We start from the raw sequence: 17,295 nt of genomic DNA, 5'->3' as shown, positions 1-17,295 counted from the left end.
TGTGAAAAATATTGCAATTTATTGCACAGCAAGGCTATTTGCGCGTTCTTCTGCGTGTGTCGGGAAGCGCTGAAAATGAACAAATTTGTCAATAAAGAAAAAAGATCCGGGACTCGTCCGATGTCCCGGGAGAGGGGGCGTCGTTTTTTTTCTCCGCAGTCGGGCCCGGAGCTTCCTCCCTTTACAGAAAAGGCCGTTGTGCTCTAAGACCAGAAGAATACCGCAGTCCGAGGGGGCGGATTCATGCTTACTGATCTCTATATCAATGTCGTCTGGTTTCTGGCGGGATTCGTCAACGGCGTGACCTCGTTCGGGGGCAATCTCTTCGCCGTGCCGCTCATGACCCTGGCCATGGATGCCAAGGACGCCATCGTGTTCGGTTGTCTTGTGGGCACGGCCATCACCGTGACCATCGCGCTTTTTTATCATCGCGATCTGCCGAAGCTGGAATTCGCGCTGGCCTTTGTGAGCGGCCTTGCGGGCATTCCCATCGGCATGGCCGTGCTCAGGGTGGCTCCGGTGAAGGTCATTCTGCTGGCCTGCGGCGTCATTCTGGTGCTGTTTCTTCTCTGGCAGGCCGTGTCCGGCCGCATGCGCGGCGCGTTCCGTATTCCGGTGTGGAGCATTGTGCCGATAGGCGTGGTCTCCGGCATTCTGCTGAGCTCCACCAGCATGGGCGGGCCCGTGCTGGCCATGTACGCCGTGATGCGCGGCTGGAGCAAGGAAACCACGCTTTCCGTGCTGAACTCCATGGCCGCCCTGAGCATGGTGTGTCTTGTGCTCGTGCAGTGGCGCAGCGGTCTTTACACGCCGCAGATCATGCACTACGCCGTGTGGGCCGTGCCCTGCACCGTGGCGGGCGTGCTGGCGAGCATTCCCGTGATCCGCCGCATCAATCCCGGCATTTTCCGCCGTCTGGTGCTGGCCATGCTTGCGGTTTCCGCCGTCATGCTTTTTGTGCGCGCCTTTCAGGCCTGACCACAGGCTGCTCCTGCTTTTAACGACAAAGGCGTCCGGATGCCTGATCCGGACGCCTTTGCGTTGCGCGGGGACGGCGAAACGCCCGCCCCCGCTCTGCGGAAATTATCAGAAGATGCCGTGAACCTGACCGGTTTCGGTGTCCACGTCCACGCGGCGGAAGGCGGGATTGGAACCGGTGCCGGGCATGAGCGAAATCTTGCCGGAAACGGGAACCACGAGGCCCGCGCCGCCGTAGAGCAGCACGTCGCGGATCTTGAGACGCCAGCCGGAAGGTTCGCCCTTGAGGTCGGGGTTGTCGGAGAGGGAGTACTGCGTCTTCACCATGCACACGCCGAGCTCTGCGGCGTCGGAACGGGCCTGCATTTCGGCGAGGCGGCTTTCGGCTTCGGGGCTGTAGTCCACGCCGTCGGCGCCGTACACGTCGCGGGCGATCTTTTCAATGCGTTCCTTGAAGGGAGCGTTCCAGTCGTAGAGCGGACGGAAGTCGGTTTTTTCGTTGCAGGCGTCCATGACGGCGTCGGCAAGTTCGAGCGCGCCTTCTCCGCCGTGCTCCCAGTGCGTGGAAACGGCCACTCGCGCGCCTTCGGCTTCGCAGATTTCACGGATGCGGGCGATTTCCGCGGGCGTGTCGGTGACGAAGGCGTTGATGCACACCACCGGAGAGGTGCCGGACTTCTTGATGGTGCGGATATGATGCAGCAGGTTGCAGCAGCCCTTTTCCACGAAGCCCACGTTTTCCTGACGATATTCTTCGGGAAGGGCGCGTCCGGGTCTGGGCAGGGGAGCGCCGCCGTGGCTCTTGAGCGCGCGCACGGTGGCCACGAGCACGGCCGCGTCCGGAGCGAGGCCGCTGTAGTGGCACTTGAGGTTCCAGAACTTTTCGTAGCCGATGTCCGCGCCGAAGCCGGATTCCGTGACGTGGTATTCGGAGAGCTTGAGGCCCAGGCGGTCGGCGATGACGGAGCTCTGGCCGAGGGCGATGTTGGCAAAGGGGCCCGCGTGAACGAACACGGGCTGGCCTTCGATGGTCTGGATGAGGTTGGGCTTGATGGCGTCGATCATCCAGGCGGCCATGGCGCCCGCCACCTGCAGATCTTCGGTGGTCACGGGCTTGCCCGCCCGGTCGTAGGCCACGATGATGCGGCCGAGGCGTTCGCGCATGTCCTTGAGGTCGCGGGCCACGGAAAGAATGGCCATGACTTCGGAAGACACGGAAATGTCGAAGTGGGAGGACATCATGAAGCCGTCGGACTTGCCGCCCATGCCGATGACCACGTTGCGCAGGGCCTGACAGCAGAAGTCGATGACCCAGTTCATGCGCACGTTGGTGGGATCGATGTTCAGACGGGGCTGACCGGACAGACGGAGCAGCTTTTCGTCGTCGTAGTTGCGTTCGTGCTGCATGCGGGCAGTGAGCGCCACCATGGCCAGGTTGTGGGCGTTGGTGACGGCGTTGATGTCGCCGGTGAAGCCCAGGGAATACTGGGTGAGGGGAATGCACTGCGAAAGACCGCCGCCCGCCGCGGAGCCCTTGGTGCCCATGGTGGGGCCGCCGGAAGGCTGACGGATGGCCGCGGAAACCTTGCGGCCGCGTTTGGCGAGGCCCTGCACGAGGCCGATGGTGGTGGTGGACTTGCCTTCCCCGAAAGGAGTCGGGGTGATGGCCGTCACATCGACATACTTACCGTTGGGACGGTCGGCCAGGCGGGAGAGCACGGACTGATAGTCCACCTTGCCCATGACGTGGCCATAGGGGAGCAGTTCCTTGTCTTCAAGGCCCAGCTCTCTGCCGATCTGGTAAATGTCTTTCATGCGGGATTCCGCGTCCTGGGCGATTTCCCAGTCCGCGTGCTGCTTGGGATCCAGAGCCATTGTCCGTTCTCCTTGTGTTGGGGGTTCGTCCGTATTTATACGGCGTGCCCTCGTTTATCACAAGCGCTTTTTCCTTCCGCAGAGGCGGGAGTCATGCGGAAGGGCGAGCGGTCGGCCGCAGGGAGCCGGGGTCGGTTGCCAGCGTGCCGGGCCTGGCGTATCACGGAGAGGCACAACATGACGGCGAAACGCCATAAGGGGGACACATGAGGGAAAGTACGCTTCAGCTTTTGGAAGAGATGCAGATCAATGAAAAGACCGACAGTGAAATCTACACCAGACTTGCGCGACGCGTGGGCGGAGAAAACGGCGAAGTGCTTCGCCGCATGGCCGCGGACGAGGCGCGTCACTGCGAGGTGTGGAGCCGCTACACGGGCAAGAAGGCGGAAGCCAAACGTCTCAAGGTGTTTTTCTACGGCGTGCTGGGCTGGATTTTCGGATTGACCTTCGTCATCAACTTGCTGGAGTCGGGCGAAGACGGCGCGGGAAAGCGCTATGCCGGACTCATTGAGGACGTGCCGGAAGCCAAAGGCATCATGGAAGAGGAAGAGATTCACGAACGCCGTCTGGCCGAAATGGTGGATGAAGAGCGCCTCAAGTACATCGGCAGCATGGTGCTCGGCCTCAACGACGCGCTGGTGGAACTGACCGGCGCGCTGGCGGGCTTTACGCTCGCTCTCGGCAGCAACGACACGGTGGGCCTTGCGGGCTTCATCACCGGCGTGTCGGCCACGCTGTCCATGGCCGCCTCGGAATACCTTTCCAAGAAGGCCGAGCCCGGGGAAAAGCATCCGCTCAAGGCTGCCGTCTATACCGGCATTGCCTACATGATTACCGTGGCGCTGCTGCTTCTGCCGTACGGGGTGTTTTCCTCGCCGTACCTGGCGCTGCTGTTCTGCCTGTTCAACGCAGGCTGCATCATCTGCCTGTTCACCTTCTTCGTGGCGGTGGTGCGTCGCGAAGCCTTCCGTCCGCAGTTCGTGGAAATGCTTTCCATCAGCTTCGGCGTGGCGGCCATTTCCTTCTTCATCGGCTGGGCCGCCAAAACCTGGATGGGCATAGACATGTAGTTCCGCGTTTGAAACGGATGAAAAAAGCGGGGAGCGATCCCCGCTTTTTTTGTGCGCTTTTGCCGCGTCCGGGAGCTACTGCATGGCGAGAGCGCGCAGCTTCTCCGGATCTTTTATGATGAGCCGGTCTCTGGTGAGTTCCTGAAGCACGCCGTCGTGCTTGAGCTTCTGGATGACGCGCAGCAGGGAAATGCGGTGAACGCCGAGCAGGTTGGCCAGTTCCGTCTGGGAGATGCCGGGCGAAAGTTCCCGGGCGTTGCCGCTGGCCTGCGACATGTTGAGGCAGAAGCGGCAGAGCTTTGAGAGTGTGTTTCCGGTGCCGGAGTTGGAGAGGGTGTTGTGCATGAGCAGCAGCTTGAGGCCGATGGAGGACATGAGGTTCTCGATGAAGGCCGGATGGCTGCGGATGAAGTCCTGATCGTGCAGCAGAGAGCCCGGAAACTTCCAGAGCACGACGTCCGTGAGGCAGAAGAACTGACAGCCGGAGTCGAGAAAACGGGTCATGGAGCTGCCGAGCGCGTGAGCCACGTTGAGCAGGGTTCCCGGCTGCATGTAGAGCATGTTCTGCACCTGTCCGTTGGTTGCGCCGTGCAGTATGGTGACGCGGCCTTTTTCCAGAAAGTAGAAGCTGTGTTCCGGGTCGTCGTACAGGTACAGATAGGTTCCTCTGGCGTGTTCCTGCTTTGCGGCGAGAAAAAGCAGCTGCGCCCACATTTGATTGATGCCCGGAATCGTAGCGGTGAGAATGGCGGATTCGGGAACGGAAGGCATAAGTTCTCCGATGCGCGGCACGGGAACATGCCGGAATATGGCAAGGCCGTTCCCGCTGCCGGGAACGGCCGAAGGGCTACATCAGACCGAGAGGTCTGGCGATAAGGTACATGACGGCCACGGTGATGACAACCCAGGCCGCCGAGATGATGATGCCCGGTTTGAACATGTCGGTCATCTTGTAGTATCCGGCCTGATAGGTGACGAGGGAGACGGAGTCGAGGGGCAGCAGCACGGCTGCGGAAACGCTGAAGCCGAGGGGCAGGGCCAGCAGGGCGGGGTTGATGCCCATGGCTGCGGCAATGGCCGCCACCGGCGGAAGAATGACGCCCACGATGGGGGTGTTCACCGGAATGACCAGATGAATGAGGATGGTGAACAGCGACACGAGGGCGATGACCGCCACGAGAGGCAGGGCGCTCATGCCGCTGAGGAAGGTGTCGGCAATCCAGGTGGCCGCGCCGTTCTGCCACAGGGCTACGCCGAGGGAGTTCGCCGCGCCCACGAGGAAGAGAATGTCCCAGCCTATTTTGTGCTTGTCCTGCTCCCAGCTTATGAGGGAGACGCCGGGCAGGGCGAAGAGCATGCTGCCGAGCACGGCGGCTGCGGGCAGGGAGAGCCCGTGAATGCCCGTGGTGCACCAGAGCAGAAGGTTGAAGGCCAGAAGCACGATGTACAGCTTTTCCCTGCGTCCGAGCGGGCCGAGGCATTCATAGTCTTCGCAGAGCTGTTCCATGCCCGCGAGGGAGGTCAGTTCCGGCGGATAAATCTTCATGACGGCCCACCACGCCACGGGAATGAGCAAAAGCGCCATGGGCATGCCGATGGCCGACCATTCGAAGAACGATATCTGCACGCCGGCGGTGGAGGCGAGCATGTTCATGGTAAGAATGTTGGTGCCGCTTCCGGCCGGGGTGCCTACGCCGCCGATGAGGCAGGCAAGGGGCAGGCCGAGCATGACGGCCTTGCCGAAGGAACTCTTTCCGGGCACGCATTCGTTCTTTTCGAGCAGGAACAGCGCCACGGGGAACATCATGGCCACCACGGGCACGTCGGCCAGAATGGTGGAGAGCATGCCGCTCATCATCATGAGCAGAAAAAGGAGCCGTCCCGGCTTGCCCTTCGACTTCATGCTCGTCCAGAGCACGATGCGTCTGGTGAGCCCGGAATTCTGAAACGCCACCACGATGCAGAACATGGCGAAGCAGAAGAACACCGGCGGAATGGCAAAGCGATGAAGCGCGTCGTCCAGCGACACCGTGCCGAGCACTGCCTGCAAAAAGAGAAAAAGAGTACAAGACATGGCCAGCGGAAGGGCGTCGAACACCCATACGATGATGGCCGAAATCATGAGAGCCAGGGATTTCTTTCCCGCAGGACTGAGGCCGTCCGGCGTGGGCAGCAGAAGAATCACGCAGTACGCAAGCAGAGAAATGAGGCATCCGGTCGCCTGACGGCGGAAGACGGGATCGCTGAAGGAAGGAAGCGTCATCATGCACCTCCGAGTGGCAATGATGGATGAAGTGGACGGCGGGGCGGCGTCGGCATCCGCCCCGCCGGCAGGTTCCGTAACGGACGCCTAGGCCTCCGCGGCGTTTTGTTCCGCGCTGTGAGGCTGATCGGGGTAGTCGAAGTCGTCCATGTAGTAGCGGTAGGGCTTTACGGGATAGCCTTCCCTGCCGCAGGGCACGGGAACGAATTCAATGTTCATGCCGTTTTCTCCGCGGCTCAGACGAATCCATTCCGGCGCTCCGGCGCGCAGCGGATAGTCTTCGCGGAAGTGGCCGCAGCGCGATTCCTTGCGGGCGAGCGAGGCGCGCAGGTACATTTCGGCCACGAGCGCCATGCCGCGGGCTTCCATGAGCTTCATGAGGTAATGGGGATCCTGGGCCGTCATGTCGGGAATGTAGTCGTTCTGGATGTGCGCCAGCTGATGCAGCGCGCGGTTGAGTCCCTGCCCGGTCTTGAGCACGGACACGTCGGCGGGAACCATGAGCTCCTGAATGGAGCGCACCACGTCCTTGGGAGGAATGCCCGGACGACCGACGAGCGAGGTGACGGGCGCGATTTCCTCCAGCGCTTCGGCGGCGTCGAAGTCGTCGTGCGCCACACTCATGGCTTCGGCGGCGGCAGCTTCGCCGGCAAAGCAGCCGGTGGTGCTGGTCATGCAGGTGTCCCAGCCGCCCATGTACACGCCCGTGTGCAGGCTGCTTGCGCGTCCGGCGGCAAACAGGCCGGGCACGCCGGTGCGGCAGTCGAGGTCGGTCTTCATGCCGCCGAAGATGTACTGAAACTGAGGCATCCATTCCGTTTTCTGGTGGAAGAAGTCAATGCCGAGCTTCTTGAGCTTTTCGGCGTTGAGCAGCATCCAGCCGCCGGTGGGAGTCATGACTTCCACGCCTTCCGCCGACATGGTGCTGGTGTCGAAGTAGGTGGGGCCGTTGCCCGCGCGGGTTTCGAGCACCATGCCGCGAATGTTGTAGTGCGGGTCGGACTTGGCGCCGCGCAGCGGGGAATACTTCTTCATGAAGTCTTCGCCCTTGCTGTTCACGAAGCGGGCGCCGTAGGGCAGCATGCCGGTCTGTCCTTCCCAGGCGAAGGCCATGGGGCAGGTCCAGTTCTGGAGAAATTCCATGTTCTGGAACGTGGCTCCGGCCTCATAGCCGAGCAGCGCGCCTTCGCCGGCGGAGGTGTTGCTGAGATACGACATCTTGAAGCCGCCCGTGTTGGTGCAGAGAATGACGGCTCCGGCCTTGATGACGCAGGGCAGACCGCTGCGGGTGTGGAATCCGGCCGCGCCGACCACGCGGCCGGAACGCTTGATGAGCTTCACTATCTGAATGTTGGAGATGCGGCGTACGCCGCGCAGGGCGAGCTGATCGTACAGCGTGTTGCAGGTGTGGGGCCCGCCCTTGCCGTAGGGGTGATACAGGTAATAGCGCATGTACTTGAGGCCGCGCTGTACCACGGCGCGCAGATTCCCCTTTTCGTCGCGGGCGAAGATGTGACCCCAGCGTTCGAGATCGCAGAAGCGGTCGTAGGAATGTTCGAGAATCTTGCGCACGAGCGGCTGATCGCAGAGGCCGTCGTAGTAATAGACCATTTCGTCGAGCAGGTCTTCCACCTTGAATTCCGGCTGCATGACGATCATGTCGCCGCCGCTCATCATGCCGAGACCGCGCCAGTCGCGGGCGGCCTTGTCCACAATGAGCACGTCCCTGGCCGCGGCCGCCGCGCTGAGAGCCGCCCAGGAACCGGAAAAGCCGCCGCCGACGACAAGAACATCCGTAGTATAGACAATGGGTGCAGCCATATTAAAAACCTCCGAAATTGCGTTCCAGCGTGAACGGCAGTCTTTCCTTGAAGGGGTGAACGTCGATGGCGTGGGCCGGGCAGCGCAGCTCGCAGAAGAAGCATGTCATGCAGTCGTCGCGGTAGTTGACGCGGGCCTTGGCTCCGCAGGTGAGGCAGCGCATGGATTCGTGAAGGGCATCCACGTCGTCGAGGCCGAGGCGCTTTTCCTCAAAGCCGTCCGAGATGATTTCCCTGCGATCCACGCGGGGAGAGAGCATCACGCCTTCGCCAGGCAGGTTTTCTGCGAGGGGTCTTGTTTCCTTTCTGTCGCTGTGCAGATGTCCGCCGGTCATGAGCCGGTCGATGGAAACGGCGGCTTCGCGGCCTCCGGCAATGGCGGAAATCACGGTGGAGGGGCCGGTGACGGCGTCGCCCGCGGCAAAAATTTTCCAGTAGGAGGTGCCGAAGGTTTCGGGGTCGGCCTTGATGCGTCCGCGCTCCGTTTCCACCACGTCTTCAAAGGGCGCAAGATCCGAGCTCTGGCCGATGGCGAAAATGACGGCGTCGGCTTCTACGCTCTGCGTGTCGGCCTCGTCGAAGGCGGGAGCGAAGCGGCCTTCGGCGTTGAACACCGAGAGGCAGCGGCGCAGCGTTATGGCCCTGACGGAGGATTCGCCTTCCACGGCCACGGGGCCCCAGCCCGGATGCAGCGTGACTCCGGCGTTCAGGGCGTCGTCGATGTCGTGCTTGAAGGCGGGCATTTCTTCGCGGCTTTCCAGGCAGTAGAGGTCCACGCTCTGCGCGCCGAGTTTGCGGGCGGTGATGGCGGCGTCCATGGCCACGGCACCGCCGCCGATCACCACGACCTTGCCGGAGAGCGGCTGCTGACGGTTCTGCCTGACCGCGCAGAGAAATTCCACGCCGTAGAGCACGCCGGACAGCGTTTCGCCGGGCACGCCGGGCTTGCGGCTTTTTGTCGCGCCGGGGGCGATGAACACGGCCTTGTAGCCGAGTTCGTAGAGGTCTTCCATGCTGCAGTCGCAGCCCTTGCCCACGCGCGTTCCGCACTGAAATTCCACGCCGAGCGCCTTGAGCTGTTCAATCTGGGCGTCGAGTACGTCTTCGGGCAGGCGATAGACGGGAATGCCGTAGCGCAGCATGCCGCCGGGCTTGGGCATGGCCTCGAACACGCGCACGGGGTAGCCTGCGCGGGCGAGATACCAGGCGCAGGAGAGACCGGCGGGGCCGGAGCCCACCACGGCTATGCGGTGAACATGACGCACGGCGGGCTTTTTCGGCTCGCTGTGGAGCGTGCGGTCGCCGAGATACTGCTCGATGCCGTTGATGTTGACGGCGCCATCCACCTTGCCGCGGCTGCACTCGCTCTCGCACAGGTGCGGGCAGACGCGGCCCGTGACGGCGGGGAAGGGATTGCGTTCTCTGAGTTTTTCGGCGGCCTCGTCGATGCTGCCCATCTGCATGAGGCCGTTGTAGCCGCGGATGTCGATGCCTGCGGGGCACTTGGCCATGCAGGGGGAAAGAACCGGCTGATCGGTGTCGAGTCTGAATACGTCGAGTCCGCACGTCTTGAAGCAAGTGCCGCATCCGGTACACTTTTCTGTGTCGATGGTGTTTATCACGCTGACCTCCTGAGACGGGATTGGTATGGAGGGAGAAAGGCCGGTCCGCGTTTTTCGGGAAGGGTCTGGAGACAGGGACCGGCCGCCTTCCGTGCCTGGAGTATGGAGGCTTTTTTCTCGCGGCGCGTGTTGCATATGTTACATGGCGCATGATTTTTGCGGGAAACGTCTGCGCGACCGCAGGGCGTCGATGATGGGGCGGACGCCCCGCTTCGGCACGACGTGCGCAGGCGTATGTTCAGAGGAAAGGGCATGCTTCCGGAGCGAACTAAACGGGTCGGAAAAGGAAGCCGGATTCGTCGTTTTTCCCCTTGTCCGCTGCCGGAAGCGGGCAGTGCAACCTGCTGTTTCCGGCAACCTTTGGTTGCCGAAATAACGTGACAAGGGAAAATATATTATGATAATTTCCTGAAATAAAAGAGATGCAACCATAAGTTGCCGGAAAGGAAACTTCCGGTTGGTGGAGTCTGCCGGGCTATGGCGTTAAACCTTGACCGTCCTACACGGCGGCCTGACGTCTCGGGTGTTTTTTCGACGAGGTCAGGCGGGAGGTGGCTGCTGTTTTCATCATGATGTTGAAGCGCCGCCATCGACAGGCCGCATGCTCCGGCCTGCCGTTCACCCCTGGCAGTACGCCATGAAACCACAGGAGTTCCTTATGAACAGGAAGATGTTGGCCGCGTGCGCGGCTCTGGCCCTGACCCTTGGCTGTTCTTCCCTTGCCGAGGCCGGATGCAGCCCTGAGGAAGCGCAGCAGAAGGCCACCGCCTTTGCCCAGACCATTCAGGAAGTTTCCCAGAAGGATCCTGAAAAGTACGCGAAGGTCATGCAGGAGCTGCAGCCCGAACTGCTTCAGCTTCAGCAGAAGCAGGACATGGACGCGCTGTGCGTCTTCTATGACAAGGCGATGGACCGTCTGAAGTAACGAGGCAATGCATTGTGGCCGGACCGCGGCGAGCCTTGTTCGCCCCGCGTCCGGCCATGTCTTGATTTAAAACGCGGTCGTTCATGGCCGTCGACGCGACCGGCAGGACCGGGAGGCGTGACGTTCCCCGCAGGGAATGCGCAGATTCAGCCGGAAACGGGGAGGCTCCGGCTTTCCGGATCAGAAATGTCGTCAGCCCATGGAAGCACATGAGGAAAGATCTCCAGCTATACGGAAAAATTCAGGCCCGACGCAAGGCTCTGGGACTTTCGCAGGAAGAGCTTGCGCAGCGCATGGGCGTGTCCCGGCAGTCCGTCACGAAATGGGAAACCGGTCTTTCGGCTCCCGATCTTGACCGTCTGGTGGAACTTGCCGACACGCTGGGGGTGAGTCTTGATTATCTGCTGAGGGATCAGGCGGACGCGCCCGAAGGTCCGGCGGAATCCGGCGAAGCCGCGCCTGCGGAATCTCTGCCGGAAGAGCGCGGCGAAAAGACGACGACGCCCGCTCAGCCTGCAAGCGCGGCGGCGCGTCACATTGCGCTCGCGGCCGGCGTGCTGATGTTTCTCATCGGCGCGGGCGGCCTTCTGACCATGTGGATTTATTCCGAACTTTTTCCCGTGCAGCTTGTGGACGGCCGGGGCGGCGTGCATACCGGGCTGTGGGGCTATGTGCTTGCGCGCGACGTGAAGGCGCTTTTCTGGGCCGCGCTGGCGGCCGTGGCCGCGGGGCTTGCGCTCGTGGCCTGCTGCCTGCGCAGGGGCCGTTCGTAATCTCTGGTGCTGCGGCTTTGCCGTGTCTTCTGCGGGCGGAATTTTCCCCCGATGTTTTCATGTTTTGTCCCCGCCTCGCGCGCTGTGACTTTGGTGTGGACGCAAAGCACGGCGGCGCGGGGTTTTCCAGTTGCCTGGAGTGTGCCCGGCGTGTTCCCCGTCTCTTCCCTTTCGGAAGCGGCGGGATTTTTTATGCGCGGACGAGGCGCAGGGAGCGCGGCGGGAGGCGAAGGCGACTGCCGTGCGCCTGCCTATTCGCGCACCGGGGCTTCGGCGTCGGCGTTTTTCGGCAGGCGGGAGCGTGGGAGCGGCGTTTATGTTGCGGCGGAATCCGTGTTTGCGGCGGCGCTGCGCGAGCGTCGCCTGCGTCTTGCAGGCGGCAAGGCGGGGGAGGACGCGCTGTCGCGGGGATGAGCCGAGGGGGGCGCGAAGTTCCGCCGGAAGGTCTCACGCCAGTTCTTCGAGCATGTTCAGCAGCTGTTCGCTGAGGCCGCCGCCGAACATGGGCGAACCGAAAAGCGCGCGGCGCTGGTCCACCAGCAGTTCCCGCGGCAGCATGCCCGGCGCGGAATCGGCCAGCGTGTCGGCGAGCCGTCGGGCGAGAAGCCAGCTTCTTGCGCCCTGAAAAAAGAGGGAGAAGGCCTGTTCAAAATCGCTGCGGCGCTCGTTCCAGAGGCGGAGACGCCGCTTGTCGGGCGGCAGGCTGAGCGTGGTGGAAAGCGCGGCGTTCAGGCTGTTGAACTGCGCCCCGGGCACGCCGGAACGCCAGCCGAGCAGCCAGGAATTGCGCGGAAAGAGCAGGCCGAGCTCGCAGGCCAGGGAGAGCAGCTCGTCGAGCGAGGCGCGCGAGGCAAGCAGCGTTTTGTCTTCCCAGAGCACGGGAAGGGCGGCAAAGTCCAGCGGCGGCACGGACGCAAGATCCGCGGGCGCGCCGCACCAGCGGCGCAGAATGTGCATGAGCCAGGATCCCGCCTGTTCCGAGCCCGGGAACGCGCCGGAGGGCGTTTCCAAGTGGCTGTAGCTCAGAAGCCATTCGCCCCTGCCGCAGGTTCCCGTGACGGCGCAGGGGCGGCCGTCGAGCAGGGAGGGCCGCAGCGCGACGCCGTACATGGTCTTCCATTCGGCGAGGATGTCGGCGGGCATCGAGGAAAAGGGCATGTCCGCCACGTAGAGATCGGGCCCGGGCGCGCGGTATCGCGCAAGCACCTGCACGTCGCAGGGCTCGTCCGGCTCGTTGAAACGGCCCGGCCACCACACGGGCAGCAGCGCGTCTTTTCCGGCGAGGTTCGGCGGAACAAGATCGCCGCCCTCGGCCACGGAGCAGACCAGATGCCCGGACACAAGATGCTGAAGCCGGTCGGTCATGCCGTCGCGGCTCCAGGGGCAGAGGCCGAGTCCGTCGGCCAGCGCGAGCCCCGCGCCGCCGCAGAAGCCGAGATATTTGCCGCCTTCCTTCACGAAGCGGCGCACGGCCTGCGCGCCGTCCGGCCCGAGGGCGTCGGCCTTGCGCCGCGCAGAACCTCCGGGCACTATGAGCATCTTGCCAGACAGACCGGTCTGGGCTATGTCTAACCCTTTGAGTACACGGAAGGGAATGCCCGTCGAACGAACGGCGTGCAGCAGCAGATATCCCCAGATATGGGATGCGTCCCACAGTATGGCAATCATGTGTTCCCTCCGTGTGTTATGCATACGCACAAGCCGCCCGTTCGGCAAGAGCAGTCAGGCGCAAGCTCCCGGCGCTTCCGCCTGAGCGGCGCAGAGCGCTCCTCTGCGGAACGGCGGATATTTTAAACCATTGGAGCCTTGAAATGCTGTCCAAAGCCTATGAACCGCAGGAAGTGGAAGCTCACTGGCGCAAGCACTGGGAAGAAGCCAAAACCTTCACGCCCGACCTGTCCGCCCCCGGCGACCCGTATTCCATCGTCATTCCTCCGCCCAACGTTACGGGCATTCTGCACATCGGTCACGCCCTGAACCAGACCCTTCAGGACATCCTCTGCCGTCACGCCCGTCAGAAGGGCAAGAACGTGCTGTGGATTCCCGGCACCGACCATGCGGGCATCGCCACGCAGAACGTGGTGGAACGCGCCCTCGCCAAGGAAGGCAAAACCCGTCACGACGTGGGCCGCGAAGACTTCATCAAGCGCGTGTGGGAATGGAAGAAGCAGTACGGCGGCCAGATTCTGGAACAGATCAAGGAACTCGGCTCCTCCGTGGACTGGACGCGCGAAGCCTTCACCATGGACGACAATCTCGCCCGCGCCGTGCGCAAGGTGTTCGTGCAGCTCTATAAGGAAGGACTCATCTACAAGGGCAAGTACATCGTCAACTGGTGCCCGCGCTGCCACACCGCCCTTGCCGACGACGAAGTGGATCACATCGACGCCAAGGGCTCGCTCTGGCATGTGCGCTACGACTTCGCCGACGGCACCGGCTCCGTGACCATCGCCACCACCCGCCCCGAAACTATTCTCGGCGACTCGGCCGTGTGCGTGCATCCCGACGACGAGCGCTACGCCGCCTTCGTGGGCAAGAAGCTCATCGTGCCCGTGGTGAACCGCGAAGTTCCGCTCATCGCCGACCGTTATGTGGACCGCGAATTCGGCACCGGCTGCCTGAAGGTCACGCCCTGCCACGATCCCAACGACTGGAAGCTCGGCCACGCCCACAATCTGGAATTCATCCAGGTCATCGACGACAACGGCAACATGTGCATGAGCGACGTGTGCGGCCGCTACGCCGGCATGAGCCGCGAGGAATGCCGCAAGGCCATTGTGGAAGAGCTGCGCGAAAACGGCCATCTCGTGAAGGAAGAGCCGCTCACCCACAGCGTGGGCTGCTGCTACCGCTGCAAGACCGTCATCGAGCCCTACGTTTCCGATCAGTGGTTCGTGGCCATCAGCAAGATGGCTCCCGCCGCCCGCGCCGCCGTGCCGGACAAGATCAAGATTTATCCCGAAAGCTGGACCAAGACCTACTACAACTGGCTGGACAACATCCGCGACTGGTGCATCAGCCGTCAGATCTGGTGGGGCCACCGCATCCCCGCGTGGACCTGCGCCGACTGCGGCGAGCTCATCGTGGCCGAGGAAGATCCCGCGACGTGCCCCAAGTGCGGCAGCCGCAAGCTGGAACAGGACCCCGACGTGCTCGACACCTGGTTCTCTTCCGCGCTGTGGCCCTTCTCCACCATGGGCTGGCCCGAACACACCGAAACGCTCAAGAAGTACTATCCCACGAGCGTGCTCGTCACGGCGTTCGACATCCTGTTCTTCTGGGTGGCCCGCATGATCATGATGGGCCAGCACTTCATGGGCGAAGTGCCCTTCCGCGAAGTGTACATCCATGCCCTCGTGCGCGACGCGCAGGGCCGCAAGATGTCCAAGTCGCTCGGCAACGGCATCAACCCGCAGGACATGATCCGCAAGTACGGCGCGGACTCTCTGCGCTTCACCCTGGCCGCCTTTGCCGCCATGGGCCGCGACATCCGCATGTCCGAGGAGCGCATTGAAGGCTATCGCCACTTCGTGAACAAGGTGTGGAACGCTTCGCGCTTCGCCCTCATGAACCTGCCCGAACACGGCGAGCCCAAGGCCGTGGATCTCGGCGCCGTCAAGGGACTGCATCACAAGTGGATTCTCAACCGTCTTGAGGAAATCAAGGTGGAAGAGGACGCCGCTCTCGAAAGCTATCGCTTCAACGACGCGGCCCAGTGCGTGTACAAGTTCCTGTGGAACGAGTTCTGCGACTGGTACCTCGAACTCATCAAGGCCGACATGAAGGAAGAGGGTGAGGCCAAGGAAGAAGCGCAGTATGTGCTCTACACCGTGCTGCGTGAAATTCTCCTGCTGCTGCATCCCATGATTCCCTTCGTGACCGCCGAAGTGTGGAATTCCCTGCCCGGCCATGAAGGCACGGACATCGCCACGCAGCTTTATCCCGAAGCCCGTCCGCAGTGCGTGAAGAAGCGCGAATCCGACGAGATGATCTTCCTTCAGGAAGCCATCAGCGCCATCCGCACCATCCGCGCGGAACTCAACATCAAGCCTTCGTACCGCCTGACCGTGGTGCTGCGTCCGGCGAGCGACGAACAGGCCGCCCTGCTGGAGGCGAACCGCGGATTCTTCGATCTGGCGAGACTCGAAAGCCTCACCATCGACAGCAACGCCCACGCTCCCAAGGCTTCGGCCAGCAACGTGGTGCGCGGCTGTGAAGTCATCGTGCTGCTTTCGGGTGCGGTGGACTTCCAGGCCGAACTCGCCCGCCTCGACAAGGAAATCGGCAAGGTGGACAAGGATCTCGTCGCTCTCGACGCCAAGCTTTCCAATGAGAACTTCGTCAAGCGCGCTCCCGCGGACCTTGTGGAATCCGAAAAGGCGCGTCACACGGAACTCATCGACAAGAAGGCCAAGATGCAGGCGCTGCAGAAGCGCTTCAAGGAAGCCATGGAAGAATAGCGGCGTTTTTCCGCACGCGTGAACAAGAAAGGGCGCGGCTTCATCCGAAAGGATGGGGCCGCGCTCTTTGTCCAGGAATCTGGATGAGGAGGAGAATGAACGGGCTGCGACGTCTGCGCCGGGGAGGAGTTTTACGCAGGCGTCGCGCCCGTAAACGTGAAGCTGAGCGAACTACCGCTCCGCTGCTCCGCTCATGGCGTGATTCAGGGAGGTGAACTTGCCGGAGGCCGCCAGATCGCCGAACCATTTGGCGTAGAGATCGGGCATGTACAGATTGCCTTCCTGCAGGTCGGTCTTGATGTAGTTTGCAAAGGAATTGCGGGTGGCGCGGCTCAGATCGACGGTGCTGTAGGCTATGCCTTCCGTGCCGAACGCGGCGGGATCGGTGCCGAAGTAGTCGAAATAGGTGAGCGTACCGGGCTTGTCGTCAGAGGGGCCGACCACGCAGGAGCCGCCGGGGAAGCAGGTGCCCATGAAGGTTCCTTTGGCGTCGTATTCCGCGCCGGCGAGGTCGGAGCTCGCCACGAACAGACCGCTCTGCACCACTACGGCCTCAACGCGGCTCTTGAAGCGGTTCACCCATTCCGTGTTGTTGCCCGCGGTGGGAAAGCCGTTGTTGAGGGGCTTGCCGTCCTTGAGATTCTTGTTGGAGTAGTATGCCCAGGACGTGGCCGTGGGGTTGAGTATCATGCGGCAGCCGAGCGCGCCGTAGTAGCGGCCGAGTTCTGGATAGTTGTAGGTGTCGTAGCAGATGCTTATGCCCATGGGGCCCCAGGGAGTGTCGAAGGAGAAGGGCTCCGTGCCGGTCTTGCACCAGATGACTTCGCTGCCGAAGGGATGAATTTTGCGGTACGAGCCGAGATAGCCGTCCGGCCCGGCCACGAAGGCGGAATTATACACGTTCAGCTTGTCGCTGCCGATGCGTTCCGGATAACCGTAAACGATGTAAACGCTGCGATCTTTGGCAAGCTTCGTCATCACGGCCGCGCTCGGTCCGGTTTCCGTTTCGGCAAGGCGTATCTGCATGCGGTCGGCGCGCTTCATGTCGCCCTGTTCCATGGCGTAGCCGGTGAGGCACATTTCGGGAAACACGATCATCTGTGCGCCGTTGTCGGCAGCTTCGTTCGACATGCGGACCATCTTTTTGAGGTTGGCGTCCTTGTCGCCCCAGACGGGCTGCATGTTGACGAGAGCCAGCTTGAGATGGTCGTCGTAGCGGGGAGCCTCCGCCGCCAGGCAGAGCGTGGCGGAAAGAACGGAAAGAAGGCAGGCCGCGCCTACTCTGCGGAATATGCTTCTGGAGAAAAGGTTCATGGCGAACTCCTTGAGAAGAAGGATGCGTTGCCTGTTCTTATGCAAGGATGATGCCATAATTATTTTTTCAATAATTTCAATGAAAACCTGAAACGCCTGGTACAAAACTTTCGGCACGGACGCGTACCGCGGCCGGTTAATGTACCGCCTGCGGCAGGAAGCGGGGATTCCCCCGGCGGCAATGTCTGCCGTCAG

The 17,295-nt window shown here is 62.2% G+C and carries 12 protein-coding genes; 5 read left to right on the top strand and 7 right to left on the bottom strand.

What is annotated here, in order from left to right; translation table 11 throughout:
- Nucleotides 1–243 precede the first annotated feature (243 nt).
- Nucleotides 244–978, top strand: a complete 735-nt coding sequence (locus tag Q0K02_RS00985) for a sulfite exporter TauE/SafE family protein (RefSeq protein WP_294484112.1) — start codon at nucleotides 244–246, stop codon at nucleotides 976–978.
- Nucleotides 979–1,086: 108 nt separating this feature from the next.
- Here Q0K02_RS00985 and Q0K02_RS00980 read toward each other — a convergent pair whose 3' ends face one another.
- A complete protein-coding gene (locus tag Q0K02_RS00980; protein ID WP_294484109.1) occupies nucleotides 1,087–2,853 on the bottom strand; it encodes a formate--tetrahydrofolate ligase in 1,767 nt (588 codons plus the stop codon).
- Nucleotides 2,854–3,059: 206 nt separating this feature from the next.
- Between Q0K02_RS00980 and Q0K02_RS00975 the strand changes: the two genes are divergently transcribed.
- Entirely contained in the window at nucleotides 3,060–3,923 is an 864-nt protein-coding gene (locus Q0K02_RS00975) for a VIT1/CCC1 transporter family protein (protein ID WP_294484107.1), read from the top strand.
- 75 nt (nucleotides 3,924–3,998) lie between these two features.
- Here the strand turns inward: Q0K02_RS00975 and Q0K02_RS00970 are convergent, their stop codons facing one another.
- The 4 genes from Q0K02_RS00970 to Q0K02_RS00955 all read right to left on the bottom strand — a co-directional run bounded on the left by Q0K02_RS00970 (nucleotide 3,999) and on the right by Q0K02_RS00955 (nucleotide 9,628).
- Nucleotides 3,999–4,694, bottom strand: a complete 696-nt coding sequence (locus tag Q0K02_RS00970) for a Crp/Fnr family transcriptional regulator (RefSeq protein WP_294484106.1) — start codon at nucleotides 4,692–4,694, stop codon at nucleotides 3,999–4,001.
- Nucleotides 4,695–4,770: 76 nt separating this feature from the next.
- Nucleotides 4,771–6,189, bottom strand: coding sequence for a DASS family sodium-coupled anion symporter (locus Q0K02_RS00965; RefSeq protein ID WP_294484104.1), 1,419 nt, complete (start codon nucleotides 6,187–6,189; stop codon nucleotides 4,771–4,773).
- Between the two features lie 84 nt (nucleotides 6,190–6,273).
- Nucleotides 6,274–8,007 carry an FAD-binding protein gene (locus tag Q0K02_RS00960; RefSeq protein ID WP_294484101.1) on the bottom strand — a complete coding sequence of 578 codons (1,734 nt, stop codon included), beginning with the start codon at nucleotides 8,005–8,007 and terminating at the stop codon, nucleotides 6,274–6,276.
- Nucleotide 8,008: 1 nt separating this feature from the next.
- Entirely contained in the window at nucleotides 8,009–9,628 is a 1,620-nt protein-coding gene (locus Q0K02_RS00955; RefSeq protein ID WP_294484099.1) for an FAD-dependent oxidoreductase, read from the bottom strand.
- A gap of 658 nt (nucleotides 9,629–10,286) precedes the next feature.
- On the opposite strand from Q0K02_RS00955, the gene Q0K02_RS00950 reads away from it, so the two are divergent.
- Nucleotides 10,287–10,553 carry a BTB/POZ domain-containing protein KCTD2 gene (locus tag Q0K02_RS00950; protein WP_294484098.1) on the top strand — a complete coding sequence of 89 codons (267 nt, stop codon included), beginning with the start codon at nucleotides 10,287–10,289 and terminating at the stop codon, nucleotides 10,551–10,553.
- Nucleotides 10,554–10,762: 209 nt separating this feature from the next.
- Nucleotides 10,763–11,326, top strand: coding sequence for a helix-turn-helix transcriptional regulator (locus Q0K02_RS00945; protein ID WP_294484095.1), 564 nt, complete (start codon nucleotides 10,763–10,765; stop codon nucleotides 11,324–11,326).
- A 447-nt stretch (nucleotides 11,327–11,773) separates the two neighbouring features.
- Here Q0K02_RS00945 and Q0K02_RS00940 read toward each other — a convergent pair whose 3' ends face one another.
- Nucleotides 11,774–12,994: a BPL-N domain-containing protein gene (locus Q0K02_RS00940; protein WP_294484093.1), complete on the bottom strand. Its 1,221-nt coding sequence runs from the start codon at nucleotides 12,992–12,994 to the stop codon at nucleotides 11,774–11,776.
- A gap of 143 nt (nucleotides 12,995–13,137) precedes the next feature.
- Here Q0K02_RS00940 and Q0K02_RS00935 point away from each other — a divergent pair, with 143 nt between their 5' ends.
- Complete coding sequence (locus Q0K02_RS00935) at nucleotides 13,138–15,786, top strand: valine--tRNA ligase (protein ID WP_294484092.1); 2,649 nt, start codon at nucleotides 13,138–13,140, stop codon at nucleotides 15,784–15,786.
- A 171-nt stretch (nucleotides 15,787–15,957) separates the two neighbouring features.
- On the opposite strand, the gene Q0K02_RS00930 is transcribed toward Q0K02_RS00935, so the two are convergent.
- The gene (locus Q0K02_RS00930; protein WP_294484091.1) at nucleotides 15,958–17,100 is read right to left on the bottom strand and encodes a carbon-nitrogen hydrolase family protein; all 1,143 of its coding nucleotides are present in this window, start codon (nucleotides 17,098–17,100) and stop codon (nucleotides 15,958–15,960) included.
- Nucleotides 17,101–17,295 lie beyond the last annotated feature (195 nt).

Origin of the sequence: uncultured Mailhella sp., from assembly GCF_944324995.1 — a bacterium.
Taxonomy (GTDB): domain Bacteria; phylum Desulfobacterota; class Desulfovibrionia; order Desulfovibrionales; family Desulfovibrionaceae; genus Mailhella.
This window is presented reverse-complemented; position numbering and strand designations above follow the sequence as displayed.